Annotated in this window: 30 protein-coding genes; 6 read left to right on the top strand and 24 right to left on the bottom strand. The window is 42.6% G+C overall.

Annotation, left to right across the window (positions count from 1 at the left end; genetic code table 11):
- Positions 1 to 97 precede the first annotated feature (97 nt).
- The 10 genes from MHI12_RS07620 to MHI12_RS07575 all read right to left on the bottom strand — a co-directional run bounded on the left by MHI12_RS07620 (position 98) and on the right by MHI12_RS07575 (position 4,934).
- A complete protein-coding gene (locus MHI12_RS07620; RefSeq protein ID WP_405172014.1) occupies positions 98 to 472 on the bottom strand; it encodes a hypothetical protein in 375 nt (124 codons plus the stop codon).
- A 115-nt stretch (positions 473 to 587) separates the two neighbouring features.
- Complete coding sequence (locus tag MHI12_RS07615; protein ID WP_341006395.1) at positions 588 to 1,043, bottom strand: hypothetical protein; 456 nt, start codon at positions 1,041 to 1,043, stop codon at positions 588 to 590.
- A gap of 47 nt (positions 1,044 to 1,090) precedes the next feature.
- Positions 1,091 to 1,546, bottom strand: coding sequence for a hypothetical protein (locus MHI12_RS07610; RefSeq protein ID WP_341006394.1), 456 nt, complete (start codon positions 1,544 to 1,546; stop codon positions 1,091 to 1,093).
- A gap of 13 nt (positions 1,547 to 1,559) precedes the next feature.
- Complete coding sequence (locus MHI12_RS07605; protein WP_341006393.1) at positions 1,560 to 1,940, bottom strand: hypothetical protein; 381 nt, start codon at positions 1,938 to 1,940, stop codon at positions 1,560 to 1,562.
- Positions 1,941 to 2,051: 111 nt separating this feature from the next.
- Positions 2,052 to 2,561, bottom strand: coding sequence for a hypothetical protein (locus MHI12_RS07600; RefSeq protein ID WP_340019710.1), 510 nt, complete (start codon positions 2,559 to 2,561; stop codon positions 2,052 to 2,054).
- A 488-nt stretch (positions 2,562 to 3,049) separates the two neighbouring features.
- Positions 3,050 to 3,439: a hypothetical protein gene (locus MHI12_RS07595; RefSeq protein ID WP_341006392.1), complete on the bottom strand. Its 390-nt coding sequence runs from the start codon at positions 3,437 to 3,439 to the stop codon at positions 3,050 to 3,052.
- Between the two features lie 26 nt (positions 3,440 to 3,465).
- Positions 3,466 to 3,774 carry a hypothetical protein gene (locus MHI12_RS07590; RefSeq protein WP_145146568.1) on the bottom strand — a complete coding sequence of 103 codons (309 nt, stop codon included), beginning with the start codon at positions 3,772 to 3,774 and terminating at the stop codon, positions 3,466 to 3,468.
- Between the two features lie 84 nt (positions 3,775 to 3,858).
- On the bottom strand, positions 3,859 to 4,269 hold the full coding sequence (locus tag MHI12_RS07585) for a hypothetical protein (protein ID WP_405172013.1): 411 nt from the start codon (positions 4,267 to 4,269) through the stop codon (positions 3,859 to 3,861).
- Positions 4,270 to 4,315: 46 nt separating this feature from the next.
- The gene (locus tag MHI12_RS07580; RefSeq protein WP_062833242.1) at positions 4,316 to 4,687 is read right to left on the bottom strand and encodes a retropepsin-like aspartic protease; all 372 of its coding nucleotides are present in this window, start codon (positions 4,685 to 4,687) and stop codon (positions 4,316 to 4,318) included.
- Entirely contained in the window at positions 4,677 to 4,934 is a 258-nt protein-coding gene (locus tag MHI12_RS07575) for a hypothetical protein (RefSeq protein ID WP_062833241.1), read from the bottom strand. The genes MHI12_RS07580 and MHI12_RS07575 overlap by 11 nt, the downstream gene beginning before the upstream one ends.
- A 452-nt stretch (positions 4,935 to 5,386) precedes the next feature.
- On the opposite strand from MHI12_RS07575, the gene MHI12_RS07570 reads away from it, so the two are divergent.
- The gene (locus MHI12_RS07570; protein ID WP_341006390.1) at positions 5,387 to 5,707 is read left to right on the top strand and encodes a hypothetical protein; all 321 of its coding nucleotides are present in this window, start codon (positions 5,387 to 5,389) and stop codon (positions 5,705 to 5,707) included.
- A gap of 253 nt (positions 5,708 to 5,960) precedes the next feature.
- On the opposite strand, the gene MHI12_RS07565 is transcribed toward MHI12_RS07570, so the two are convergent.
- The 4 genes from MHI12_RS07565 to MHI12_RS07550 all read right to left on the bottom strand — a co-directional run bounded on the left by MHI12_RS07565 (position 5,961) and on the right by MHI12_RS07550 (position 9,976).
- A complete protein-coding gene (locus MHI12_RS07565) occupies positions 5,961 to 7,682 on the bottom strand; it encodes a helix-turn-helix domain-containing protein (RefSeq protein ID WP_405172012.1) in 1,722 nt (573 codons plus the stop codon).
- Between the two features lie 45 nt (positions 7,683 to 7,727).
- The gene (locus MHI12_RS07560; protein ID WP_405172011.1) at positions 7,728 to 8,504 is read right to left on the bottom strand and encodes an IucA/IucC family C-terminal-domain containing protein; all 777 of its coding nucleotides are present in this window, start codon (positions 8,502 to 8,504) and stop codon (positions 7,728 to 7,730) included.
- Between the two features lies 1 nt (position 8,505).
- On the bottom strand, positions 8,506 to 9,546 hold the full coding sequence (locus MHI12_RS07555; protein WP_405172010.1) for an ABC transporter substrate-binding protein: 1,041 nt from the start codon (positions 9,544 to 9,546) through the stop codon (positions 8,506 to 8,508).
- A 136-nt stretch (positions 9,547 to 9,682) separates the two neighbouring features.
- Entirely contained in the window at positions 9,683 to 9,976 is a 294-nt protein-coding gene (locus MHI12_RS07550; protein WP_076327208.1) for a hypothetical protein, read from the bottom strand.
- Between the two features lie 161 nt (positions 9,977 to 10,137).
- Between MHI12_RS07550 and MHI12_RS07545 the strand changes: the two genes are divergently transcribed.
- Positions 10,138 to 10,509 (top strand): hypothetical protein, encoded by a 372-nt coding sequence (locus tag MHI12_RS07545; RefSeq protein WP_405172009.1) that lies wholly within the window; start codon positions 10,138 to 10,140, stop codon positions 10,507 to 10,509.
- 42 nt (positions 10,510 to 10,551) lie between these two features.
- Here MHI12_RS07545 and MHI12_RS07540 read toward each other — a convergent pair whose 3' ends face one another.
- The 3 genes from MHI12_RS07540 to MHI12_RS07530 form a co-directional block, all read right to left on the bottom strand.
- Positions 10,552 to 11,136 carry a chloramphenicol phosphotransferase CPT family protein gene (locus tag MHI12_RS07540; RefSeq protein WP_076327210.1) on the bottom strand — a complete coding sequence of 195 codons (585 nt, stop codon included), beginning with the start codon at positions 11,134 to 11,136 and terminating at the stop codon, positions 10,552 to 10,554.
- Between the two features lie 46 nt (positions 11,137 to 11,182).
- Entirely contained in the window at positions 11,183 to 11,533 is a 351-nt protein-coding gene (locus MHI12_RS07535; protein WP_405172008.1) for a hypothetical protein, read from the bottom strand.
- A gap of 73 nt (positions 11,534 to 11,606) precedes the next feature.
- The gene (locus MHI12_RS07530) at positions 11,607 to 12,188 is read right to left on the bottom strand and encodes a histidine phosphatase family protein (protein ID WP_405172007.1); all 582 of its coding nucleotides are present in this window, start codon (positions 12,186 to 12,188) and stop codon (positions 11,607 to 11,609) included.
- Positions 12,189 to 12,426: 238 nt separating this feature from the next.
- Here MHI12_RS07530 and MHI12_RS07525 point away from each other — a divergent pair, with 238 nt between their 5' ends.
- Positions 12,427 to 13,029, top strand: coding sequence for a hypothetical protein (locus MHI12_RS07525; protein WP_405172006.1), 603 nt, complete (start codon positions 12,427 to 12,429; stop codon positions 13,027 to 13,029).
- A 51-nt stretch (positions 13,030 to 13,080) separates the two neighbouring features.
- Here MHI12_RS07525 and MHI12_RS07520 read toward each other — a convergent pair whose 3' ends face one another.
- A complete protein-coding gene (locus MHI12_RS07520; RefSeq protein ID WP_405172005.1) occupies positions 13,081 to 13,560 on the bottom strand; it encodes a hypothetical protein in 480 nt (159 codons plus the stop codon).
- Between the two features lie 230 nt (positions 13,561 to 13,790).
- Here MHI12_RS07520 and MHI12_RS07515 point away from each other — a divergent pair, with 230 nt between their 5' ends.
- Entirely contained in the window at positions 13,791 to 14,324 is a 534-nt protein-coding gene (locus MHI12_RS07515) for a hypothetical protein (protein WP_405172004.1), read from the top strand.
- Positions 14,325 to 14,588: 264 nt separating this feature from the next.
- Here the strand turns inward: MHI12_RS07515 and MHI12_RS07510 are convergent, their stop codons facing one another.
- The 6 genes from MHI12_RS07510 to MHI12_RS07485 all read right to left on the bottom strand — a co-directional run bounded on the left by MHI12_RS07510 (position 14,589) and on the right by MHI12_RS07485 (position 24,102).
- Positions 14,589 to 15,233, bottom strand: a complete 645-nt coding sequence (locus MHI12_RS07510; RefSeq protein WP_405172003.1) for a DUF3885 domain-containing protein — start codon at positions 15,231 to 15,233, stop codon at positions 14,589 to 14,591.
- Positions 15,234 to 15,383: 150 nt separating this feature from the next.
- Entirely contained in the window at positions 15,384 to 17,426 is a 2,043-nt protein-coding gene (locus MHI12_RS07505) for a B12-binding domain-containing radical SAM protein (protein WP_405172002.1), read from the bottom strand.
- Between the two features lie 405 nt (positions 17,427 to 17,831).
- Complete coding sequence (gene recQ / locus MHI12_RS07500) at positions 17,832 to 19,712, bottom strand: DNA helicase RecQ (protein ID WP_405172001.1); 1,881 nt, start codon at positions 19,710 to 19,712, stop codon at positions 17,832 to 17,834.
- A gap of 346 nt (positions 19,713 to 20,058) precedes the next feature.
- Entirely contained in the window at positions 20,059 to 20,328 is a 270-nt protein-coding gene (locus MHI12_RS07495) for an Rpn family recombination-promoting nuclease/putative transposase (protein ID WP_405172000.1), read from the bottom strand.
- On the bottom strand, positions 20,325 to 22,286 hold the full coding sequence (locus MHI12_RS07490; RefSeq protein ID WP_405171999.1) for an ABC transporter ATP-binding protein: 1,962 nt from the start codon (positions 22,284 to 22,286) through the stop codon (positions 20,325 to 20,327). The genes MHI12_RS07495 and MHI12_RS07490 overlap by 4 nt, the downstream gene beginning before the upstream one ends.
- Complete coding sequence (locus MHI12_RS07485; RefSeq protein ID WP_405171998.1) at positions 22,279 to 24,102, bottom strand: ABC transporter ATP-binding protein; 1,824 nt, start codon at positions 24,100 to 24,102, stop codon at positions 22,279 to 22,281. The genes MHI12_RS07490 and MHI12_RS07485 overlap by 8 nt, the downstream gene beginning before the upstream one ends.
- Before the next feature lie 114 nt (positions 24,103 to 24,216).
- Here MHI12_RS07485 and MHI12_RS07480 point away from each other — a divergent pair, with 114 nt between their 5' ends.
- Entirely contained in the window at positions 24,217 to 25,110 is an 894-nt protein-coding gene (locus MHI12_RS07480; RefSeq protein ID WP_405171997.1) for a helix-turn-helix domain-containing protein, read from the top strand.
- Positions 25,111 to 25,127: 17 nt separating this feature from the next.
- Positions 25,128 to 25,652 (top strand): DUF5412 family protein, encoded by a 525-nt coding sequence (locus tag MHI12_RS07475; protein WP_405171996.1) that lies wholly within the window; start codon positions 25,128 to 25,130, stop codon positions 25,650 to 25,652.
- The last annotated feature ends 85 nt before the right edge of the window (positions 25,653 to 25,737 follow it).

Genomic DNA, 25,737 nt, shown 5'->3' with positions numbered 1-25,737 from the left:
TTATATGAAATGTTAATTTCATCTTTTGTTTTCACGTATGCGTTTTCAAAAAAGTCCACATGACTCTAAATTATTCTCAAATGCAATTACACTCTATTCAAGAGAGAGGCCGAAGAATTTCACCTTTCCAATTCACGATGCTTATTTCTTTATCTTTCAAGAGGCACCAATCAATAATTTCACCTATCCATTTTGGCGTGATGATCTCATCGCTCCATTTCGGTGTTAATACTCTTCTGTATCCTATATATTCTAACGTCCAGCCTTCGAATTCTTCTCCGATGATGACTATATATGGGAGCTTGTTCTTAATACTATGTTGTCCCACTTCATAAGTGACGATTAACTTCTTATCTTCAGAAACAATATGTAATTTGATTATTCCTTCATCGTCAATACCCGGTTCAACATACCAATAAAATAATCGATTGGATCGAACGATTTTACGTTTATATTTTTTTCTTACGCCCATAACTCACCTCACATATTTTGCTTAACACCGTATGAAGTATTTCAACAGTTTGCCAATCCACAACATTAACACTTTGTTATCCGATGTTGAAGGCCCTTAAGATTCATTAATTCTATTACTTTGTTATTCTTTCTTTATTGCCTAATATGACTTCATGAATTTCATCATATAATTGTAAATCTATAAATTCTTCATGAATCCATAGTCCTTCCTCAACATCTCCTCCCCCCATACCTCCACTAATCCCATCACCAGGAAAGAGTTTTTCGTAAAATAGTCCTTGGCCTTCTCCCTCATTACAGTCCCATGCAATGGTATCTAAATCTTTTAATAGAGTATGTAATGTCTCCTCACTGCAATTTACTAGTTTCATAGGGCAAGACAAGTAGATTTGTCCTCCATCATCACCTTCCATAATTACATATGCATCTGGAGTATCCTGAGCTTTCTTAAAACTGTCTATAAATTGATTGCTCGGTAGTCCATTTGCTTCATTAAGCATATGTCGAACAGGGCTATGGTGCTCTGGAATTACAGCCATCTGATTGTTATCATCTTTTTTTCTTTCCATAAGAATACACCTCGTTGTTAGATATATTTTCTTAAAGTCATCTCAAATTAGTTATTTACTTCATTCATTCCTATGACTTGTTCAAATGCTATATTAAATTCGTTAACATTAATGTTTAAATTGATTATTCCTTCTTTATCCAGCCCTTTAGTATCTAATTTATAAGTACCTGTCAGTTCTTCCGAGCTATTACCATCAATTTTCATATTTATGTCCAATTTAATATCCCTATCAATTAATCGCTCCTGAATATCCTTACTCAAGATCGGTTCAACTGTTTTTAACATTATTGATTTATTGGTTCTATTTCGAAGAGTGAAATTGTATGTTACGACTGTAATACCTGCATCTTCTTCGCTCTCTCCCAGTCCAAATGAACTTGAGTTTATTATCAACCCGTCCTCAACAATTTTATCTGTCTTCACACTGTATGAAATACATCCACTTAGGGCGAGTATTGTTAAAAGAAATAGTAAAATCATTAAACGCTTTTGATTCTTCAATTCAGGAACTCCTTTAATTTTTCTCTTCATTTTTTAGATCTATATTTGCAAGTTCAAGTGCAATCGCTAATCTAATCCGTGCATATTTCCTAAGTCCTTTTAAATAGGTATTGTCTAGTTGTTTGCTTTCAATTATAGGTTTAATATCGTGGTCGTAGCGATCGATTTCTACTTTTGCAATTGTATCGTTATTAATCAGCAACGAAAAAATATCTTCCCCTTGTTCAGGTATCCAGAACAAAATATAGGCAGTTTTCATTTGTGGAAAAAACCTCTTAATAACTGAAAGCAAACCTGATCTTATTTCATCATTAAATAATGACTCATGCGATCCTACTAATTCTCTTCTTATATCTTCTTCAGTTTTAGTGCCCTTTAATTTTATTAATTTCATAATGCCTCACAAGTTATCATTATTTTATTTTTTTGACTTGTTAATTTCCTTTAACACTTATTAAATACCAACGGGAATGATTCGACAGATTGAGAAGTGCAAAGTTGTCCGTTAACCCCACTGATATAGATCTAAGATAAATACTTCATTACCTAGCGAAAAATAAATCTGTTCCCAATCAAACTCATCTTTCCATTCAACCTCTGTTACCAGTCTATAAGCTTTAACATTTGACCCTTCAAAGAATTCTTCCAACAGTTTAATCAGTTTATTACTCACGTTATTTGACTCTTTATTTAGTTCTGCAGGCGTTTCTCCATCAGTGTCCGGATATTTAACACTTACGCCAAAATTTTGTAAGTGAAATAAAGAGAAAAACCATCTTGCGGTAATATTAAATATCTCATCCTTCCAATCATCTAATTCGCTTAGTCCTACATATTTAATATCTTTGTGATCTTTTAAATTACCATTAGTATTATGAAGTTCTATTGCTCGTTCTATTGGCGAATCAATTTTTATAAACTGATATTCGTGCCCATAACATCCTCCGAAGTGAGTAATTAAATTACTTACCCCTTCTAAATATCCATTGATTTTATTGAATAGTTCATGATTCATACAGTCACATCCAATATCTTAGTAAATTGATTTTATCTGTTTCACAATTAAATTCCTTATTTACTCCTTAAACTCTTGATATCTTCTACTATAGTTTTTGAAATATGTTTGGATGAATCCTGCGGATACAACCATACTGTTACGATAAGAGTTAAACATATCGTTAATCCTAGAATAACTAGCCCAACAACTCTAAATCTGGTGTATCTAAGCAAATAATAAACTAAACTGGATGAGATCAGAATAATCATACCATTCACCAAAAAGGTCATGGGCAAGCTTATAATCCTGCCTAATCCGGTGTTAGGATATTTTAGTAAAAGTAAAACCTCTAATACTACAAATGGAACTGACAGTAGAACAATATAAAAAAAATGACTTTTGAATTTCCGCTTCACCACAGAACTCTCCTACTCCAACTCTTTTAATACAATTGCACATAACCTTTGGTGTTTACGAGCCCGAGAACCCTAACTGACCAGTAATTATTATTCTTGCTTCCATTGATGTGATTCGTGTAGTTTACCAGTTTCATAAAAATACTTTAGTACTTCAAGCATGGGTATTAATTCTATACAAATGTTATCGCAATAATTTCCTAACTGACCACCGATAACTAGAGAAATTTCACTATTTCCCCGATTATCGTTCATAAGCGTATATATATGTTCATCAATTGTAATAGACACTACAAAATAGTCCGGTCCGCCTCCAACTAATGCTGAACCTGTGTCAGATACCTCAAAAAAAACTAATGTAAATTTATCTCCATCGAGTTTTCTCAAAAAACGTAAACTGTCTGCCCATGTAGGGTTCATAATGATCTCTTCAATAAATGTGGTCCCATTCCGTTCATCAATGCTAATAGAATTTATCACTTTTTCTTTTTATCCTCCTTCTTTCATCACACATATCCATCTTCAGGTTCACCAACATCAAAACCCAACACTTTTGTCGCTTCCAACTTAAATGTTTCTATCCAAGATATCCATACATCGCTATTCATCTGTGCATAAAATGATAACCCACTAGGCTCAACGGATGCTTCAATGAAAACATCATCCTCTTCAGTTCCAAACCAATATGGAATTCCACTTTTATAACCAATCCACCCTGGCATCCGCTCATATACTTTAGAAACTTTAGCCCATACCTCATCAGGCAGGTCATACCTTATATTTAGGTTGCAATTATGAGAGTTTATGTTGTTCATTTACATTCTCTCCTTCTACCTTAGACGTATCTCAAAATTCATCCTCTATTTTATGTAAAGTACTACAACTCTTCCACCACTTGCTCAACATTGTATCTCTTCGTCCTTATACACTTTTTTCGTTATCATTTTTGTATATTTTAATCTCGTGATTTCAATCAGGTCATTTGACTGCATCATATTCAGAATAGGACTATCTTTGAATAAAACTTTGCTATTACCTCGTCCCAATCCTTTGACTATAATGATATTTTTATTCTTCTTCACATCTACAATTTGTCCGATCGTTATGAACTGCTCTTGTTTCTTGAGATCAAGATAAATTACAAGGCCCAGTATACAAAATATAATAAAGCTACATGTTGATAATGCAGTTGTCCATGCAGGAGGATGATATACAAAGTATCTGGTAGCTAATTGAATTCCAATTATAAAAACAAATAAAACGATGAGTAGGAATTGCTTTTTTAATTTCCCTTTAGCTTTTTCGTTCATAGCTTCTCCCTCTAAGTAGATTTCACCATAGCCGTTATTTCAAAATTCACTTACGTAACTCTAGTAACTTCAAGTCAATAATAAAGTTTTGTTGTTTCAGAATATCCAACCCGAGAAGACCTTTATGATCTTTAGGCAATATGCCTACATCGATCTCTATATTCTCAATATAGTTTGTGCCTATTACAATCCTATCCATGATTTTTGTGTAGAAAGGAATACTCCCTCCAATCCCGTATGCTTCAAAAATCGAATCCCCTGTTTCATAAGTCACGCCGATTTCCTCTAAAATATCAGGACTAATGATCGTATGTGAAGATCCAGTGTCTATAATAACATCGTCTATTATCAGCGTTCTTCCTCTAAATGTAACGGTAAGTGACGTTGTAATTAGCTGTCCATCATAGTTAATTTTCATTCGTATTACGTCTCACTCTCATTAATGGATCTTTACGGAGATGAATCACAAAGTCTTGATTCGACGTATGATATACAACGTTACCAGGCTCTACTCGAAAAAACTCTTTATTCGCATCTTGTTCTGATACGGTACGAATTGGTGCAACTTCATCTACAATTTTTTTGTTATCTTCCTCATGATAATGAATGATAGAAACCAGAACAAATTGGTCTGGGAACAGTTCTCTAACCTCTTGCCATTTCATGTGTTATACCTCCTGTTATTCGTATTGGTTCAACTTTCTATCATTTTAACATATCCCCCTGACTCGTATCGTATATCGTTCCTGCATTATTAACACTCGGCCTATTCCAATGTGTCCTCATTCAAGTATGTAAAATGTACAAAGAAACCGTCTCCTTTGGTATATGGTTGCACGCGCTTCAACCTACTACGGGACGGTTTATTTTTCTCATGAAAACCTGCCTCTCCAACCAAAACGCCTGCATAATCTGTTCACCTCAAAGGGTTTCCGGCATGAATGTTGTTCTAGTAAGCAAGGATCAATTATTTTCTAATACACCTCATCGATAATGTAATCGTTCCGCATAAATACCTCCTGAATTGAACATTTCAATATGATTATGTAAACTAGTAATAATTCAATCTTTATAGTGCATTTATTCCTTTTTATGAAAGAAAGTAGAGGTGTCCCTTTTGAGAAAACCTTTCTTCCTGTTTGTAATCTTAATTATCTCATCTCTCTTGCTTGGAGCATGTGCCTCCAAAGAGGAAAAGATGATTGTATCCTCCGCCGAGAAGTTCGCTGCAAATTATGTTCTCGAAAAATACGGTGTAACCGTTCGTTTTACGGAGTATAAATTCTCTCCTCCCGATCTATCCAATTCGTTAGGCCTCCATGGCTACATTGAAGGCGATAAGAAAAAGAAGGTATTTGTTTTCGTTAACTACGATCCTTTAAGTATTGAGACACTATCGCTTCCTGAAGGTATATCCAAGAAACCAAATTCCAAATAGAGAGTTGAAGTTATTTTTAAAACGATCAATCTATATAAACAATTTGAATCTATAGGGAATATATGGATTGTATCTTTCGTCAATTACTTCTGTCAACGTTCTCCGCAACAATAAAATGAAGAAACAAATGCGATCTACATAATAGAATGATTGTGTTCTGAAATTAAGATAAACCTCTGTTTAAGGAAGTTATCCACTAATTTGATGAATTCTGAATATAAAGAAATAGAGGGAGTCACATCAGAACTCCCTCTCATCCCAACAACGCCTGTTCAATCTGATCCACAATGCCATTGATGCCTGTTGGCCCATAACAACCGATCCATGTCGCGGCATCTACGGAGTGTATTTGCTGTCGCTCATCTGTATCAAGCATCCCCCAGACACGTTGCTCGGTCGCGGATATGCCCTCCTGCATGATCTCATTGCTAAGCAAAAAGTAGTGGCTCGCCTGCACAGCCGGTAGTCTGTCAACGGAGATATGATAGGCCGTGTCGGTGGTATCTGCTACAAATAACGGGACAGGCAAACCCAGATCACGGTACAGCACAGCACCTGTACGATGCGAAGCAGAATGTACGCGAACCAGAGAATCCAGTGGACGAATCAGTGCCACGCTTTTACCTGCCAGTACTGGAGCAAGTTCTTCAGAAAGCAATGTGGTTCTTCGGTGATAATCCGCAAGTATTCGCTTTGCCTCTGCTCGTTTACCAGTTAATTCACCGAACAGGCTAAGAATGGTCTGCCAGCTCTCATTGCGCTTAAACATAAGAACTGGAGCCATCCGGCTTAACCGTTCATGATGCTGATCATGCACCTCGGTACAGATAATCAGATCCGGTGCAAGTCGTTCTACCGCAAGCAGATCAGGGTACTCATACGTTCCGAGTAATTCGGTACCCTGAAGTCCTGCCCTGATATATTGCGGGAAATGGAACGTTCCACTTCCCAATCCCACACTTCCCGCTGGAGACAATCCAAGTGCAAGCAAATGATCTGCATATTGCACATCAAGTACGGCAATTCGCTGTGGAGAACGGGTGACAGGATATTCACCTCGCATATGGCATATCACTGGACCTTGGTCCGACTCGTACGAAGAAGCCATGCGATTCCGCAGTAAGGATTGAGCATAATTTGCATCTGTTTCCTTAGCGGCATCAAGCCGATAACGCAGCGGAGGGACGCCATAATATTTCTTAAATGCCCTACTGAAATAATACATGTCGCGGTAGCCCATCTTTTCAGCAATTTCTCCAATGGACGCATCTGTATGATGCAGCATCCGTGATGCATTTTCCATCCGTAGCTGGATGACGTACTCCATCGGTCCAAGCTGCTTCTCTTGTTTGAATCGTCGCTGTAACTGCCTTACGCTGCATCCGGCAAGGGCTGCCAGCTCCTTAAGCTCCAGATTCTGGCGATAATGCGATGATATATATGACACGACTACATCCACCAAGTCGGACTCTGCTCCGCCTTGACCACGTTCATACTCCATGATCAGTTCATAGATCATCCCCTGAAGCAACGCATGGGCATGAAACCGTTCCAGTCCTTCGCCACGACGCCATTTGGCAACGATTTTTTCCGCATTCTGGATCCATTCTGCCTGAGTCACAGGGTTCTGAATAAACGAATTTTGCAGCGGATGTTTGCGATACGAGGGCATGGCATGGGAGGCTCCTTCCATGGAAGAAGCCTCGTACATGATTACGATATAATAAAGTTCTTCTGATCTGGCCGTCAGCGTAAAGGATGCTCCCTTCACCACATGACAGGCAAAAGAAGCTCCAATGTGGCAACCCTCGCCATCCATTGCAAGCTCCCCTTCCCCTCCATATGCCAGCAGCAGCACATTTGAAGTTAAATCCGTTTCGTGTAAAACGCTGCCTGTCTGCAAAGTACCGCTATACCCGTCAAGCATCTTGATCGTTGTATCACACCATAGACTTGTCTGTTCTTGCAGCGGCATTTCTCTCATCTCCTGACAATCGCAAAGGTAAAATTCTTGCTGTTGTCATTTTAGTTGAGATTCTTTCTCATTGTCAATTTTCGGACATTTGAGACAATATTCACCTGACATCTGGTAATAGAAACAGCAGGTAATTCGCTCGCTTTTGGCAACATGCACATTGTCCTTACAATCGGTGAAGCGGGTTAACGGATTCTTCCTCTCACCAAACACTTCCCCGGATGCCACCTGCGTCAGATAGGAAAAGTCCTCTCGAATGATCTTACTTTCCTGCTCTGTCTCGGCTTCATCAGGAGCGAATAGTCGGCCAATCCGTACCATAATATTCTCCCAGAGAATGCTCATCGAAAGAGGTGCAATCGCAGCAAGTGTCTTTAACAGAGGTGTAAGCTGTACCGCAAACATCTCCTCGAGCACCTTTTCCCGCCATACTCCCCTGTCTCCCGTTAGTCCTTCAGCCTGAAGTGCATTCACCGCTAGAAAAGGAAATCGTGTGCCGCCCTCATGATCTGAGAGTGCCGGATGATAGAGAAAGCTGTTCTCCAGCTGAAAGGTTACATGCTGATGATGAAACGTCATCGCGGTCACGAGCGGAGTCGTCCATAGATAGCCAAGCCGCTTGGCTAACATGGAGGCTGCGACTTTCATGTCAGGCGCATCGATATAGTTCTGAAACCAGCGGATATACTCTCGACACGCCTCTTCGTCATGCAACTCACTCAAAGCAATGGTACGGACACTATGTTCAGGCGGCTCACCAAGCAAAATCGAATGATCCTCTACCGTCTCTTTCCATGCGTCTGTCGAGAGATATCGGTTCATATTAGTTCGATCCGAGCAGGGCTTCCGATGCCTGATCTACAATCAGATTAATCGCAAGAGGTCCGTAGTATGCAATCCACAGTGTTGAGTTTACGTCATACGTGTGGTTATTTTTCACAGCATCAAGAGACTTCCATACCGGATTGTTCACCATCGCCTCAGCTTCTGCGGCAAACAGCTCATCCGACAACACAAAATAACGATCTGCCCCGATCTCAGGCACTTTTTCCATCGAGATTTCTACGGAACCATCTTCATTAATCTCCTGTACCACAGCAGGCATCTTCAGCCCCAAGTCATTGTACATAATACCGCCAATGCGGTGCTCAATACCGTGAACACGAATTCCTTCTTTTCGTGGACGAATGATCGCCACCGTTTCATCGCCCAGCTTCTCTGACAATTTTGTCTTCAGCCCGGCAATTTTGTCTTCATACGCTGTACGTACTTTCTCTGCCTCGTCCTGCTTGTCTGTAATCTGAGCTACTGTAGCTAACGTCTCCCGCCAATCTTCGTAGAAATCGAGTACGAGGGTAGGTGCAATTTTGCTTACACTTTCATACTGTTTCTCTTGAAAGTCGGTCATGATGATCAGATCCGGGTCAAGTGCAACAATGGCTTCCAGGTTAGGCTCGTCCCGTGTACCCAGAACTTCTACGCCATTCGGTTGGTCTCCTAAATATTCTGGAAAATCGGTATTCCCTCCTGCAATAACACTGCCTGCCGGCTTCTCGCCAACGGCTAACATTTGATCCAGAAACTTAACATCGAGAATTGCAATTTTCTGTGGTTTTTCGTTTAGAGTGATGTCACCCTTCATACCCTTGATCGTTACAGGAAAAGCTCCATCTGTCTGTGTTTCTGCATTCGCAGGTGTCTCGCCTGGCGTTGCAGCAGATTGTTTTCCGCTATCTGTACCTGTTGCGGCACCGCAAGCCGTCAGGACAAGAATAAGGGCCAACATCAAGCCCATGAATAATCGTGATTTGTGAGCAGTATATGCCTTGCTCCCAGCAGCCTGCCCCTTTGTTCCTTGATTCATGATGAATCCCCCTTATGGTAAATACTGATAATGATTTTCATTATCGAAACATAAAGAGAGTATATACGATCTCCGCATCGCGTTACCATGTACTTTTGCGACATTTGAGCCGGACTAATGCGACATGGTGAGCCATTTATCCGCTCTTTAATTTCTCAGCGATATACGCTTGCAGTCGGTAAATGTCTGAAAGAAGCTCTTCTTCCTCTGGCGTATTGCCATACTCCCCTAACCAGCGCGGTGTACGGATATGCCACTCATCTGTCAGGTATTTCTTATCATCACAATACTCTAAAATATGTCCCAGGAAATATTCCAGTGAGCCGAAGGACTGCTTTCCTTGATCGTTAATGATGGATTGAGTTTTTTCGATGATCACCTGCAACATATCTTGGATATGGTCTTCAGGCTTCTTAGCTTTAGTTTCCATCCGTGACTTCCCCCTATCTCTATACACAAAAATGAATTAGTATATGATTTAAATGATTCTCCTATTGCTAAACGTAGAATTCTGTTCTGATTAAATACAATAAATCGATGCCCAATGAGTATTGAGACATCGATTCATATCATCTAATTATGAGGTGAATCATGAGTATGCGACCAAACATGAAGTTTAGCATTATTGTTAGCGCAGTTATTATTGTCGTTGTTCCTATTATCATTGGATTTTATATGTTGAACAAGGTTGTCGATCCTGACGAGATTATGGTTGCGAGAACTGAAGTTTCTCCTGAGCTTATTACTATAAAAGGTGGATTTGCAGACAGTATTAGCAGATATCACGACTACTACCTCTCACATCATAACAATTCATTATTCATTCAGATTAAAGGCAGTAAACTTCCTATCGGTGGTAGTAAAGACTTCACAATTTCATTTTCTAATCCTTATGGGAATGTTGATGAAATCTACTTATTAGGTCCTGGCAACTCTAAGAAAAAGATTTGGCCGAATCCCTAACTTTCATTGGAATGGATATCATATTATCTGACGCAATCAGCTTCAGTCTCTTCTGCTTAGCTTCTTAAATGCCAAGTATTCCTGATCAGACTTCATACAACTTAATATTTTTTCCGCGCATGCAGCTGAGCTAAGCTCTTCCGTATTTACTTCCAGATCATATTCATCATAGGAGTAGATGTAATCAAACTGGGAATGGGCAAGTCCAATCTCGCGATCTCCCCTGCTCTGCTCTCTTCTGGTGAGTTCTTCTTTTGAGCACTGCACGCCTACAAACATTATCGGATAATCCGATAGTAAATCATAAAAATCGTTAAACCACTTGTCATTGCTGATGACCGTATCCACGATGACATTCAAACCCATTTCCGAAAACAGTTTAATGGTTGCACAGTACATCGAATTGATCGGGTCGAACAGGATATCTGCCATCACATGGTGTTCCACTTCTCTTGTTGGTTTCATATCTGGATATGTATTGTCGATAAACTGATCATAATTATGCAAAAATTGATCTACAGACAGATGATGAAACGGAATATCTTCCTGATTTTTCATTTCCATCGCGATGCTGGTCTTCCCCGAACTTGACGTTCCGTTCAAAAATATAATGAGTCCTCGTTCCATATCTATCACCCTTATCATTAAAATTGGAAAACACTGTTCTGCCGAATTACCATTCTCTCCATTCTTCCGTAATATCTTCATCCTCCTGAATGTCTAAACCAGCCAGCCTAGCCGCCTTGTCTATAAAATTAGCCAATTCTTCACGTTCCATCGTCTCAATAAAGTAACCATTGGCCTCATTCATTTCATTAAACATAAGCACAACTTCTTCTACAGCCTTCATCATGCGCTCACAATCTTTCGTTTCTTGTAATGCTATTAATTGGTGCAAATATGTATCCAGGGCTTGATCAGACTTGAGTAATCTCTCTTCTGTGAAGAGCTCATCTCCGCCTTCAATCATTCTTTCATTCCATAACTTCGTTGGTTTTTGATGAAACAAGTTTTGTAACGTCATTGGAGTCACCCCTCTAAAATTCAATTATATCTATACTTTACCTGTAACCAAAATTATGAACAAGCGTTCACGCCTATTCACTTTCACCCCATTCGCTCCATAGCCTTGTCACGTTCTCTAATTCCATCTCGTCAAATTGTAATCGATAAATGTCCGGTTTCTTGGTTTGATTCATAAAATCCAATCCGTAACTCGAATCAAAGTAATTCATCATCAACGTCATTACATGTCCGTGTGTGCCGATCGCCACTTTTTTACCCTTGTATTCTTCTAAAATCTGTTTCAACACGCCCACTGCTCTATTCTGGCAAACCGTGTTCGACTCGCCTCCTGGCAATGCATAATCCGGGTCATCAAACATCTTCTTCGAAGCAGGCTCGAACTCTTCATCCGCAATCATATTATCTGAAAAATGCCTTTCCCGCAGATCCTCCATGATCTGAATATCTAATCCTAACGCTGCTGCCATACCCTCTAAGGTTAGAATAGCCCTGGCATAAGGACTTGAGACAATGGAATGTATTCCTTCATTCGTTAATATTTCCGTTATTCGTTCTGCATTCATCTTGCCCTCCAGAGTAAGCCCCCTCGTTCTTTCCGTTCCTTCCGTATACGGTGACTCCGCATGCCTAACCATATAAACGATGGTCTTCATAGGACCCTCCTTGAATTTCTTCTATCAAATTTATGGTCACGCTTTAGGTCTTTCAACATATTTTGTCTTTCCGTTCCAAAAATCAATTTCATGGTGCCACCATATTTTAGATTCTGAATTAATTCAGGATTGATATTCTGTCAGACATTTAATTTACAATAATTTTCGGATATGTGTATAGTAGAAATGAAGCAAGATGCTTTCAAAAGAAGTTAAATCTAACGAAGAGGATGAGATCATGTCTTTTTTCAAAAGGAAGGTTGTACTAATCTCTTTATTTGTATTGGCTATCTCTGCTGTTGCAATCGCTTACGCAAGTGGTCAATCGAAACCGGACGTGCCCATTCATAAAGTCGTCAACCTTTCAGCCAACTCTTTAACATTTCATGAAATAGATAAGCTGGATGCGTTTGCTGAACTGATCGTTATTGGTTATGCAACAGAAGATTTCAGAGATCGAGAGCATGTTATTACTGCATTTGATGATGGGACCATGCAATCCTTTCACACCAATACAAACATTAAGATTGAAAAGGTATTGAAGAAACCCGAAGATTTCCCTTCGGATCAGAACGAATTGACGATCATTGAACCCGTTAGTCTCGAAGGAGACGTCAAATATACAGTTGATGACTATGTAGAACTGCAGAAGGGTGATAAAAGTGTGCTTTTCTTGATGAAAAACTCCTTTGGTGATTATGGATTAATCAATGATAACCTAGGCAAATTCAGCCTTGAAGGGATAACTCAATATAGTGTGCCTCAATCCTCCACTACACAAGCGTTATCAGAATACGAAACTTTCCGGGACTCTGTCACGAAGAAGTACCATTTGAATTAAGGTTTTCATCAAAAAACGGTGACCTTTGCGGACATAGCTGCCCCCTTCAATCTATTTCACTTTTTTATCAAGACTAACGTCAAATGATGAAGTTATCGATTTTTGCCTAAAATCATTGGGTATCACTTTAATCTCCACGTTTAGATGTATAGACTCAGGAAGATTCATTTCAGTTATATTCTCATAACCGGTGAAGTAATAATGCTTTTCGTCCAGTTCTATCAAACCTCCACCTGTTGAGCCAGAAGTTGAAATCAAATGTCCGTCACGATAAAGCTTACAAGCAATATTATATTCCTCCAAACTGAACCCTTTCACTTCATATCCAACCTTGATTTGATTTTCGGTGTAATCAGCATTTCGTAAACTAATCGCACCACCATCGACCATTTGGGTCTGAATTGCAATATTTGCTTCGGGCATCTCCGGTTTCTTTAATAGATAGCCTACTTTTAGGTACCATATAGCTCCTAATACAACTACAGCAAGTACAATCATAGCAATGATAAACTTCTTTTCTTTTTTATCCATAATCCATACTCCTTACATCGGAACACTCTTAAATTTCTTTCCAAACCTGTGTTTCAAATAATACATTACCCCTGTGCAATCACATCTGAAAACTTCTGTTTTAGATATGTCCAACACTCTAGTTGCTAGTAAGGAAATTAATAACTACAATGGGGTTTTAAATCAATTTAAATCTTGGATACACGGAGTAGGACAGTTAGGTTATTAACTAAAGATGGTAGGGATGTTATGTGAAAAGAAAACTAATTATTTCACTTTTTTCAGTCATTATAATTCTAGTAGGGATTTATTGGTATGCTGACAGGGAACTAATCGCTCTCAAAACGGGTTCGACATTGCCATTACAATGGGATACTCCATATAATAACGATGAAGAACCAATTCAGCTTACAGAACAGAATCAAGATTTAAAGAATCCAAATATACATCTTACAGAGCTCTACTACCTACCAACTTCAAAAAAACTACAATTTGGGTTATGGTACAGTAAAAGAGACTATCAACCGAATCAATCAAAAAAAATTCCAGATCGAATTTTCCAAGTTACGATCCTAGATGAAAATGGTAATTTGTTTGAAGAAGATACCGTTGTTAAAACAGAAGGCCTGTTTGATGAGTTTCAGCGTAGATCAATTTCTATAGATTTGGATAATCAAGACTCTATAGAAATAACGATTTCCTTAATTGGACAAGACGGAACCACTATAACCCCAATCGAATCAACAAGCATTAACGTACCGTTAGATAAAATAAAACAGCGATAAGCTTAACAATTTACAACACCCTTTGGTGCAGATAGAATCTCCTTATTGCAACATTACAATTTCTTTGAAAAATCATCTACAAGAAGCCGTGTGGTTAAGTCCCCGGCTTCTTTGCTTTTCTCTAACCCAACAAGTACGAATGGCCTAATGCATGAATATTACAGTATAACTTGTATCTAGCTTCTCTCAGCTACCTAGAATATTTTATTGATTCTTCCACAATTATTAGAGATTATGATTAATTAAATTTTAGGTTTTTCTGTATTATCCTAGAAATACATTGTTAATTCTGTCTCGATCATAATCTAAAATCCAATCATTAAATTCTTTATAAATACCCCTCAGCTCTTCCTTTGATGCTGAAATAACATCGCAACCTCTATCATCATAGATGTGAAATATCGTTTTCTTACTTATATTAATGAAATACACCCTATGATAAATCTTTGGCTTAATTCCAACATCATGATTACATATAGCTTTGATTAACTGATTATATTTCAAGTCCTCAACTCTACATTTAGTCCAGTACCTATACATGTTGTTTCTTGGGTCTGGGATGTCATCCGTTTCACAATCCAAACCTGGAAATATCTCAAGTCTCAAGGCTCTAATCGGCCCTTTCTTCTTGATATATTTTCTGTACAGGTTCAATTTCTTCACTTTGTGTTTAGCCTTATCTGCAAAATAAGCTTGAGTTATTAATAGGACTTCATCTTCTTGATCATGAAGAGCCTTAAATAATTCAATTGATCGCTGATAAACTTGTTCCATGTAATGCTCCGTATTCGTTCCAAACATCAGTGGATTGCCAAGTTCGAATCGTATTGCAGCATCCCAATTATAAAAAAGAGGCGGTTCTAAGGTCAGGTTTGGAAAATGCTCTGCCAGGTATGTCTTCAGATCCATTCTGTGGCCTCCGTGTCTTCTATGGTTTTACAGCACCTTAATATGAGAGCTTTGCTGTTGTAAAAAAAAGAGCCCCGACCTCATAGTCGTGGCGCTTTCTCTTGCTGCATGGCACCAATTAGCCATGTAGCTTATCTCAAGCCGCTGCATCTACATGGCAGCGGCTTCTTCTCCCAGCGGCAGCGTGTAATACTGCGCCTGCTGCCCTTCATGCTGCTGGTACACAACGACCAGCAGCGTCCGGCCTTTCGCGGCAAGCGGGCTGGCGCCAGCTAGCACACGCTCAAGCCGGAACGGAAGCACATCTAATACGGTGTGCTTCTGCAGTTCCTTTTCGCCGAGACCAAGGTCGGCGAAAGCACGGGCACCCATGACCGTCTGTGCGGTCATGGCCGAGGTCATCGGCAACGCACGCGAAGCGTTGCCGTCCACCATGTCCGCCGCTCCATCCGCGGCGGACCCTGTTGCGTCGCCCGAAGTGAGCGACGCTGCACCCCCGGCTTCGCTGCCGATCACACCCGCCGCATCTGCGGCAGCGTCTTCCTCGGCAGCAGCCGGACTTGCCACAGCGGCACTCGGACCCGTGCCGCTGCTTTCCAACCAAGCCGTGCCTGCGGCACCGGCAACACGTGGCAGGCGAACGTCTTCCGGACGTTCGGCCAACGTTTTCATATAACCCGCCCACTGGTCTTTCTGGAGCGGATCTTCCCACCAGATTTTGCGTGGTTTGTATTTGTGGCCGAGGAAATAGTCCAGCTTCATCAAGCCGAGCACGATATCCATATGCGGCGTGTTCCGTGATTCCAGGAAGCTGTGCAGACGAGTAAACAGATCCTCCAGTTGGTGACCAATCTTCTGCCAACCCTGACCCTCCCAGTAATCCCCAAACGCCTGGAAGAAATCAAACGGCGAGTTGAACTCCTGCTCCATCAGGTACTTCAGCGTATGATCCATTCGGTGTGCGTTCCAGTATTTCTCCAGCACATCCTCCAGACGCTTCAGGCGCACGATGTCGCTGAACGGCAGGACATCACTGCCCAGAATCTCATACGGCGCGTGATCCATATACGTATAGTTGTACTTTTCCGCATCCAGACGCAGACCTGTACCACGCAGCATTTTGAGGAATCCCAGCTGAAGCTCTTCCGGCCCCAGTGCAAACACATCGTTAAACGTTTTGCGGAACGTATTGTAATCTTCCTCAGGCAGTCCGGCGATGAGATCCAGATGCTGATCGATTTTGCCGCTAGCTTTGACCTTGTTGACCGTACGGCTCAGCTTGGTAAAGTTCTGGCGGCGTTTCACCAGTTCATTTGTCGGATCGTTCGTAGACTGAACCCCGATCTCGAACCGGAATGTGCCTGGCGGCGCATTCTCTGCCAGATAGTCCAGCACTTCCGGACGCATGATATCCGCCGTAATTTCAAACTGAAACACCGTCCCCTGATGATTCTCGATCAGGAATTTGAACATTTCGAGCGCATAATCCCGCTTGATGTTGAACGTCCGATCCACAAACTTGATCAGCTTTGCACCCTTCTCGATCAGGTACAGAATGTCCGACTTTGTCCGCTCAATATCGTAATACCGCACACCCACTTCAATACTGGACAGACAGAACTGACAACTGAACGGACAGCCCCGACTGGTCTCAAAATAAACAACCCGTTTCCCAAGCTCCGGGATATCCTCTTCAAATCGATGCGGTGAAGGCAGATCGTTCAGATCCGCTTTTGGCCGTCCTGGCATGAGAATGACTTCTTCCCCTTTGCGATACGCCAGTCCATACACGAAGTGGAACTTCTTGCTTCCTTCCAGTTCCATCAACAGCTGATGCAGTGTCTCTTCCCCTTCACCCATAACGATGAAATCAACATTGGGAATCCGGTTCATCCAATATTCCGTGTCGTAGGACACTTCCGGTCCGCCCAGCAGAATTTTCACGTTCGGCATAACCTTTTTCAGGTTATCAATGACCTTGATCGTCTCTTCAATGTTCCAGATGTAACACGAGAAACCAATCACGTCCGCACCGCGCTGGTACAGATCAGACACAATATTCATCACCGGGTCCTTGATCGTATACTCCGCCAGGTCAATATCAAAATCCTTCTCACTGTATGCCTTCAGACACCGCAAGGCCAAGGAGGTATGGATGTACTTTGCATTTAATGTAGAAAGAATAACCTTCATGGTTCACAACCTTTGCCTGGACACCCAGACCATATTTTTTTGGTAAAAAGAAAGCTGCACAGCCATCCTGCCCCGGATGCTGTTCATCTAAACCTCTTTTGAACTAGCCATTCCATGTCTCATGGACATATCTAACTTTTGTCTTTCAAAGAGTGGACACTCTTTTCAAAAAGACATATACACCTCACCAAACAAAAACCACAACATACAGTACAAAACCCGCACCTCGAACCTACATGTTGTATACGATACGGTCGGCCATTCCTAACGCCAATGTCCACCCTTTGAAAGACAATTCGCCACCATTTGTCCACTCTACAGAGACGCGACAACCAACTTAAAAGATTAGAAAGTGAAAATTAACAATTCATACTCAATTCACTCTTACTCTTACTCATTTCATACTCACTCATACTCGTAAAACGCATCGTCATCCGTATCCACTTCTTCACCCGATTGCTTTTGGAAAAACTCCAGGAACGGCAGTCCGTACTTGCGGTACTTGACCTCGCCGACCCCTTTGATATCCAGCATGTCACGTTCTGTCTGTGGACATACCACACTCATCTCACGCAGGGTCGCGTCATTGAAGATAATGTACGATGGTACATGCTCTTTCGCCGCCAGATCACGACGGATCAGACGAAGTTGTTCAAATACCGTCTCATTAACCGCAGATGGCATTGCATCGCGTCCACGACGTCCGCCATAGTTCGTACCCGAAGCCGTTGCCGCTGTCTTGCGGACGACACGTTGCATCACTTCACGCTGGCCTTTGAGCACTTCCACCGCTAGTGGTTGCAAACGTACAACCGGATACTGTCCCTCGGACAACATCAGATATCCTTCGGATACCATCACGTTGATGATCTCCGATATCTCGCGCTCTGTCCGATTACCCATCACGCCGTAAGTTGGTAGAGAGTTGAAGCCGTAATCAAGCACTTTTTTGGCACGGGAGCCTTTGAGCACCGAAGCGACCAGCGATACACCATACCGTTCACGCATGCGGTGAATGCAGCTGAATATTTTCTGCGCATCAATCGTCATGTCTACCAGCTCGCGGTCGTCCGTACAGGAACTGCAAATACCGCAAGGCGTATCGTCATGCACCTCACCGAAATAATCCAGCTGCGCACTGCGCAGACAACGCGTTGTGTAACAGTAATCCACCATCTGTTGCAGCTTCCGGTAATCGTTCTGTTTGCGGTCGCCGTCCATCGGATTCTGCTCAATCAGGAACTTCTGGGTGATAATGTCCTGTGCCCCGAATAACAGAATACACTGGCTTGGCTCTCCATCCCGGCCTGCACGTCCGGCTTCCTGCACGTATGCCTCCATATTTTTCGGCATGCTGTTATGAATAACGTAACGTACGTTCGACTTATCAATCCCCATCCCGAACGCATTGGTCGCCACCATCACTCGGATATCATCGTACAAAAAAGCTTCCTGGCTCTGGGACCGTTCATCGTCCGTCATCCCGGCATGGTAGCGTCCTGCGGGCAATCCCGCCTGCAACAAACGCTGATGCAGATCGTCCACGTCCTTACGAGTCGCGGCGTACACAATGCCCGGCTCGCTAGCATGCTCACGCGCATAATTCAGGACAAAGTCCTTCTTGCTCTCGCCGCGCAGCACGCTAAACGCCAGATTATCCCGCCCAAGTCCGGTCACATACGTCTGCGGGTCCTGCAAACGCAGCAACCGCAGAATATCGCCCATGACCTCGGGCGTCGCTGTAGCCGTAAAGGCCGCAACTACCGGCCGCTCCGGCAAACTGTCCACAAACGGCGCTACCGCCAGGTAGCTTGTCCGAAAATCATGCCCCCACTGCGATACACAGTGGGCCTCATCCACGGCAACGCAAGAGATCGGCAAATGGCCCATCTCCTCGCGGAACCAATCCAGCTCCAGTCGCTCAGGCGCGACATAGAGCAACTTCAGCTCACCGCGCTGCGCCGCGCGGATGCGATCATTCACTTCTTTGCCGCTAAGTGTACTATTAATATACGCGGCAGCAATTCCGGCGGTCGTCAACGCATCGACCTGGTCCTTCATCAATGAGATCAACGGGGAGACAACAAGTGTCAGACCCGAATATAACAGGGCGGGGATCTGATAACAGATCGACTTACCGCCCCCGGTTGGCATAATACCCAACGTATCTTCACGTTCGAGCAGGCTGGCTACAATCTTTTTCTGTCCCTCACGGAAGTCGGGGTAGCCATAATATTTTTGCAGGAGACCCTGCGCTTCTTCTAATGTAGGTGTTTGCACACTCATGTAAAGACTCCTTACTTATCACCGGTGTTTCTCCACCAGCTTGGTCCGATCCGATTCTGACATCCGAAAGCAGCTCATATGCCGCATCCTTGACAACAAAATGGCGTTCTCATGACTTGTCCGTCAAGCAAACGCCGCTCCCTTTAGTTTAACGGCCCAGCCCCGAATGAGCAACCGCGTTTTACTGTAAAACGTTTGAAGCTTCTTCATCAAAATAAAAACAACCGTCCTGCCATAGGTAGGCAAAACGATTGCATTAAACTTTTATTCACAAATCACACTCATATCATGCTAGTGTACCCGTACCCATTCATCTGGTGAACCTACCACACCTTATAACTTCACTTTAATCTTTTAACGACTCTACCTCAGACTCCGGCAAGCCACTGGCCTTTGCAATAACAGAAACTTCGATCCCTAATGAGAGCATGTTTTTCTCAATTTCTATAGCCTTCTTTTGTTCGCCTTTTGCTATGCCCTTTTCCGTAGCCCACTCAATCATGGAAGCTTCATCATGCAAATACTTCTGCCGCTCTTCATACAGCCGACGTACCTCCCGATCCTGACTCAAGAACTCCAGCGTATCCATTACTTTCTTAACCCCAGATTCATTCATGTTGTATCACCGCCTCTTGCATTCATACGATAATACAATCCTTTCCTCTGCATCAGTTGTTCATGCGTTCCATCCTCGGCAATTCGGCCATGTTCCATCACAAGGATGCGAGAGCACTGGCGAGCAACCTCCATGCGATGTGTGACAAGCAATCCTATGCTGCCTTTCATAAAGTTCAGCAAGTGATTCATTACGTTCTGTTCTGTCTGAATATCCAGTGATGACGTTGGTTCATCCAGAATATACAGATCAGATGACCTCGTAAAGAGTCTGGCAAGCGACAGTCGCTGTTGTTGGCCTCCAGATAGATTGGCCCCTTTCTCATGTAACATTGCCGCGTATTGTCCTTCCTGTGCCTCTATATATTCATGCAAACCTGCCTGCTCTGCCGCAAGCTTCACTCTGTCCAATGTAACGTCTGAACTCAGACGAATATTATCTTCAATCGTTCCTGTGAAAAAAGTTGGTGTCTGCGGCATATACGTCAGTCTGGACTGGTCATCCATCTCTACATACTCTGCAACATGTTTATCACCCAGCAATACGCTTCCGTTTGTTGGCTCGATAAGCCCTGCACACACTTGGCACAGTGTAGATTTGCCAGCACCGCTGGCGCCAACTACCGCAACCAGTTCACCAGGAACCAGATTAAGCGTAATCTGATTTAAAATCTTCCGACCACTGTTTTCATCGGTTACCGTAACCTGTTGAAGACGTAGCATAGCAATTTCGTTCTCTTTATGTGCCCCTTTTTGTGTACTCCCTTGATCTTGGTTACAAATTCCCTGTGCAAGCTCCTCGTGCTTAGTATTGGATGTGTCTGTCTTCTTGTTCTCCGCCAATTTCAACCATGCAGAGATACGTCCAAATGCACCCACGCTGGCTTGCATCTGACTCCACTGGCTGGACAAGCCGAGTACTGGCCACACCACCAGTTCAAACAGCAGACTACTTGCAACAACCATGCCCGGAGACAAAGTTCCCCTAGCCGCTGACAACGCAATAAGGAACAACGCTGCCAATTGAGCCAGACCAAACACCGCCATCGCCACGTTATCCGACATGCTCAGGGTCATCTGCAACTTAGCCTGAACACGATTCAGTGATTGCTGTTGTGTCCGAAAACGAGCGAGAAACCACGGTGAAGCATTATACATCTGAATCACCGGTATCCCTTCAACATACTGTTGGATCTGTTCTTGGGATTCGCCTTCCCTGGATTCGACCTCATCGGACAGATGTACAATTCGCTGATCATACAACCTCGCCGTAAACCAGATTGCCCCTGCACTTGCCAAGGCAATAACCGCAACCCATGCATCTGCTCTGTACAAGTAACCCAGCGATAGAGCAATGATGAATACAACCGTAACACCCTCTGCAATAGCCTCCACAACTTCTGCACCATGCTTGGTGTCTTCTTTGAGGCGAAGCATCACATCCCCGGACTTCTGTCTGCGCACCCAGGAATAGGGCATCCGGTTTAACAGTTTCAACAGATCCATGGACATATCCCGTTGCATCGATTCCTTGAGCCATACCAGCACATAACGATGCATCGCGAGTAATACAATAAACCCTGCCAGAATGGCGATAAAGATCATCGCCGTAGCGTTTAACTGCTCCTGTCCCCCATCATGAATAGCATCCACGAAGAATCCCTGTACAAAGGCAAGTCCCCAATCAAAGACCGCATCTACTGCGATAAAAATGAGCAAGATCGCTACAGCTAATCCATAAGGCTTCATCCAGCGAAAAATAATGGGCCATACCGTTGCCAATGATACAGCTTGCTTTGGGTCATCTGGAACATCACTTTCGTTCATCTGATGATGAGCTTCTATTTCAGACTTTTCATTTTCATTATTTTCATTTATTTCATATGCTCCACTTTTCTCATGACTGCTTTTCATTTCAACGTCATCGACATATGCTGCATCTTCGATCTTGTTACTCATGCTGTTCCTCCACTTCCGTATCCTGCTCCGCAATATAACTTCGATATCCGTTTGGCCGATCCAGCAATTCACGATGAGTTCCCGTATCTACGACGCGTCCCTTCTGAATATAGATGACCTGATCTGCCCGTTCTATCAGCGATAATCGGTGTGTAACTGCAATAACCGTTGTGCCTTTGTCAGCAGTGATTCGGGCAAAGAGATCATTCAATCGTTGCTCATGCCACGGGTCTTGAGATGACGTCGGTTCATCCAACAATAGAATATCCGGGTTCCTCAGCATCGCTCTGGCTAGACTAATACGCTGAAGCTCACCACCCGACATCGTCCCGCCTTGTGGCTGAAGCTCTGTCCCATAGCCGAGCGATTGACGCATAATCGCGTCATGTGCAAGCGTCATGTGGGCGGCAACCTTTAATTGATCGGCAGATATCCCCTCTTGTCCAAAAACAATATTCTCTTCCACTGTACCTGTGAAAATAAAGGCTTGTTGTGGAACATAAACCTGATTGACATGTGCTGTCTGAACTTCGTTCACACCATTCAGTGGATTCTTCTGATTCATGACCTGAATCGAACCAGTAACAGGTGTATCATCTAATCCGGCTATTAATTTCAATAACGTGGTTTTCCCGCATCCACTTGGCCCTGTGATTACAGTAAGCTTTCCTTGCTTGGCCTCAAAAGAAATATCTGTTAACACTTCTTCTTGCTCCGCATACCTATAAGACACATGCTGCACGTTGATACCAGCCGGTTTAGATTGTTTTTCAAGCTGCACTAAATACGTATCGGACCGTACATTTGTATTTGTACTGGTATTAGCAACCGTGTTCTTTCTCTCCAAATCCAGCACTTCAAAGATTCTGGACGCATGAGAAGCCGAGCCAATAAAATCATTCCACAGCCCAGATAACGATTCAATCGGACGTGTTAATTGACTGCTTGCTACCAAAAAAGCTGCCAGTCCGCCTACATCCATATGTCCATTCAGGACCTGCATGCCGCCTAGATAGAGAATCAGAATCATGCCACCATACGTCGAGACCCGTCCGGCTGCTTCCGAAAGTCGTTGTAACACAGATACGGACATCGTATGTCTGAACACTTGATCCATTCGATCTTTGAAATGATGGTGTACATAACCCGCGAGTCCGTAACTTCGGATCTCAACTGGGGCTTGGATGATTTCAGTCAGTATCTCATCTCTTGACGCTGCGCTGGCATTTAACTGATCATGCCGTATTTGTAGACGTTTACCAAGTCCTACCGTTACAAGAGGATAGATCAATGTGAATGCAATGATAGCCAACGACAGCGGCAAGTTCACCCAGCTGAAGTAAGCAAAGGCAAGAATCAGCTGAATGATATTTTTCGCGAGTTCAATGCCATGTTGGTTGATCCCCTTCTGTGCTTCCTTGGCTGAAGTCCAGACCCTAGAGGTTAGGTCACCCGTATGATAATGTGCCAGATCACGTGTCTCTGTGTTGCTAAAGGATGAGAGCAGTAGAGACTGCACAGACAATAATGTCTTTTGCTGGAATAACGTCTCGACCCTCGTCATGAATGCGGTTACAATCAATCGTAATACGACAATGCTAACGCCTATGATCAACCCTGAGTAGAGTAACGAAAACTGTGCTTCAGTCGCGCCTTTGACCAGTCTTCGGATCGATTCCAAATAACCTACCTCAATCAGGGAGACCAAACATGCGGCGAAAAGTAACAGAATGATGAACATACGGTACTTGCCCGTTAGTGTCCATAATCGAGTTAACATGCCTAACGTAGTATAAGTTCTTTTGTCAGCAAACATGGATGGTTTCTCCAATCTTGTCATTAAATTATGTACTTAGTTATGATATCATCGGTGATAAGGAAAAAATGAACATTTATTGCTGTAAGTACTATTAGAAGTAGGGAGATTGATATGCAACACGATCTGCTAGACACACTGGATAAGCTATTCGACTACATAGAAGATCATATTCAAGACAAATTAACGCTGGATCATCTGGCATCTGTGACTCATATATCCAAATTCCACCTGCATCGCATGTTCAAACATGTAAGCGGACAATTGCCTGGAGAATACATTCGTTCACGCAAATTGGCACGCAGCCTGGAGCAATTGGTAAATTTGAACTGGAAGATTATCGATATCAGTGGACATTACGCTTTTGAACATGAACAATCCTACATACGTGCTTTCAAACAAGCCTTCGGCATTACACCCCTGCAGTATCGCAAACAGGGAGCTGGAGACCTTGAATTCACAGCCCGCATGACTTCGTCCATGATCACGATGCTTCCGTACGGATATATTTTCACACCAACTTATGTACGAAAACCGGCCATGAAACTCATTGGACAACGATCCCATATTCGGTATGCAGATAATGAAGAGCACTATGAAGCCAATTCAGCAGGCAACGACTTTTTTGAAAAACACTTTCATTCGATTCCTAACGTCCTGCAACCCAACGTATATATTGGATTTACCAATGAAATTAACGAGGATTACAGTACGTATCAGCCGTCTGTAGAAGTCACCAGTCTGGATCATATCCCTGAAGAACTGGACGGAATTGAGGTCCCGGCCAACCAGTATGCCGTATTCAAATTTGTCTGTGATTTCCATCCAAGTCTGATCAATATTGATCATCTGGACAGTGTCTGGACATTTATTGATGAATATTGGCAGAGCCATTCAGGGTATGAGAAGAGTGATCCATACTATTTTGAAAGAATTGATGGCAGTCTGGCTCAGGACCACTACGGAGAAATGGACATTTATATTCCTGCAAAGCAAATTTCACTGTAGGTGGAGGTTCGATGCTTATGACTCAAAATACTCAAGCGAATGCAAGTTCTTCCCATAAAGATTCTCGCAAACCTTGGATACGTAGACACCCGTTTTTCGCCGCATTTACATTATTGATTCTTGTACTGTTTGTTGCCATATTCCTATATTTCTGGCTCCGTCCATACTTCTCCACATTTGACCGTTCCGAGCTGGGGGAACTGAGTTATTCCATGCAATCACGGAATGGTGACTATACTGCCGAGATTTATGGTGTGCCCTATGGTGGTGCCGCAGGCGGGATTACGATCTGGGTCGATGTTAAGAAGACAAATGCCCCCGAGAACGCCACGGTAAAAACGATCTATCGTGCCGAGCACCCCGGAAATAACCATCTCGAATGGGAAAGTGAAAACACACTCCGGATTGTAAACTGGAATGAGTACACGGATGAGACCATTACCCTCAATATCGATAACGAAATATATGATGGATGGGGCTGGGCGTGCAAAAGCATACGAATGAAAGACCAGTCTGTGCGATGCCCGGCACCCGAAAAGTAAAATAACTTAACAGCTAATGTGACGGCCCTATATACTCGAAGTCTCATCTTGATGCGTAGTCCTCACTGCACCGCATGTCAAAGTT

This window comes from Paenibacillus sp. FSL H8-0280 (assembly GCF_045040665.1).
GTDB classification, from domain to species: domain Bacteria; phylum Bacillota; class Bacilli; order Paenibacillales; family Paenibacillaceae; genus Paenibacillus; species Paenibacillus xylanexedens_A.
The sequence above is the reverse complement of the archived record's forward strand: the minus strand, read 5'-3'. Positions and strand labels throughout refer to the sequence as shown.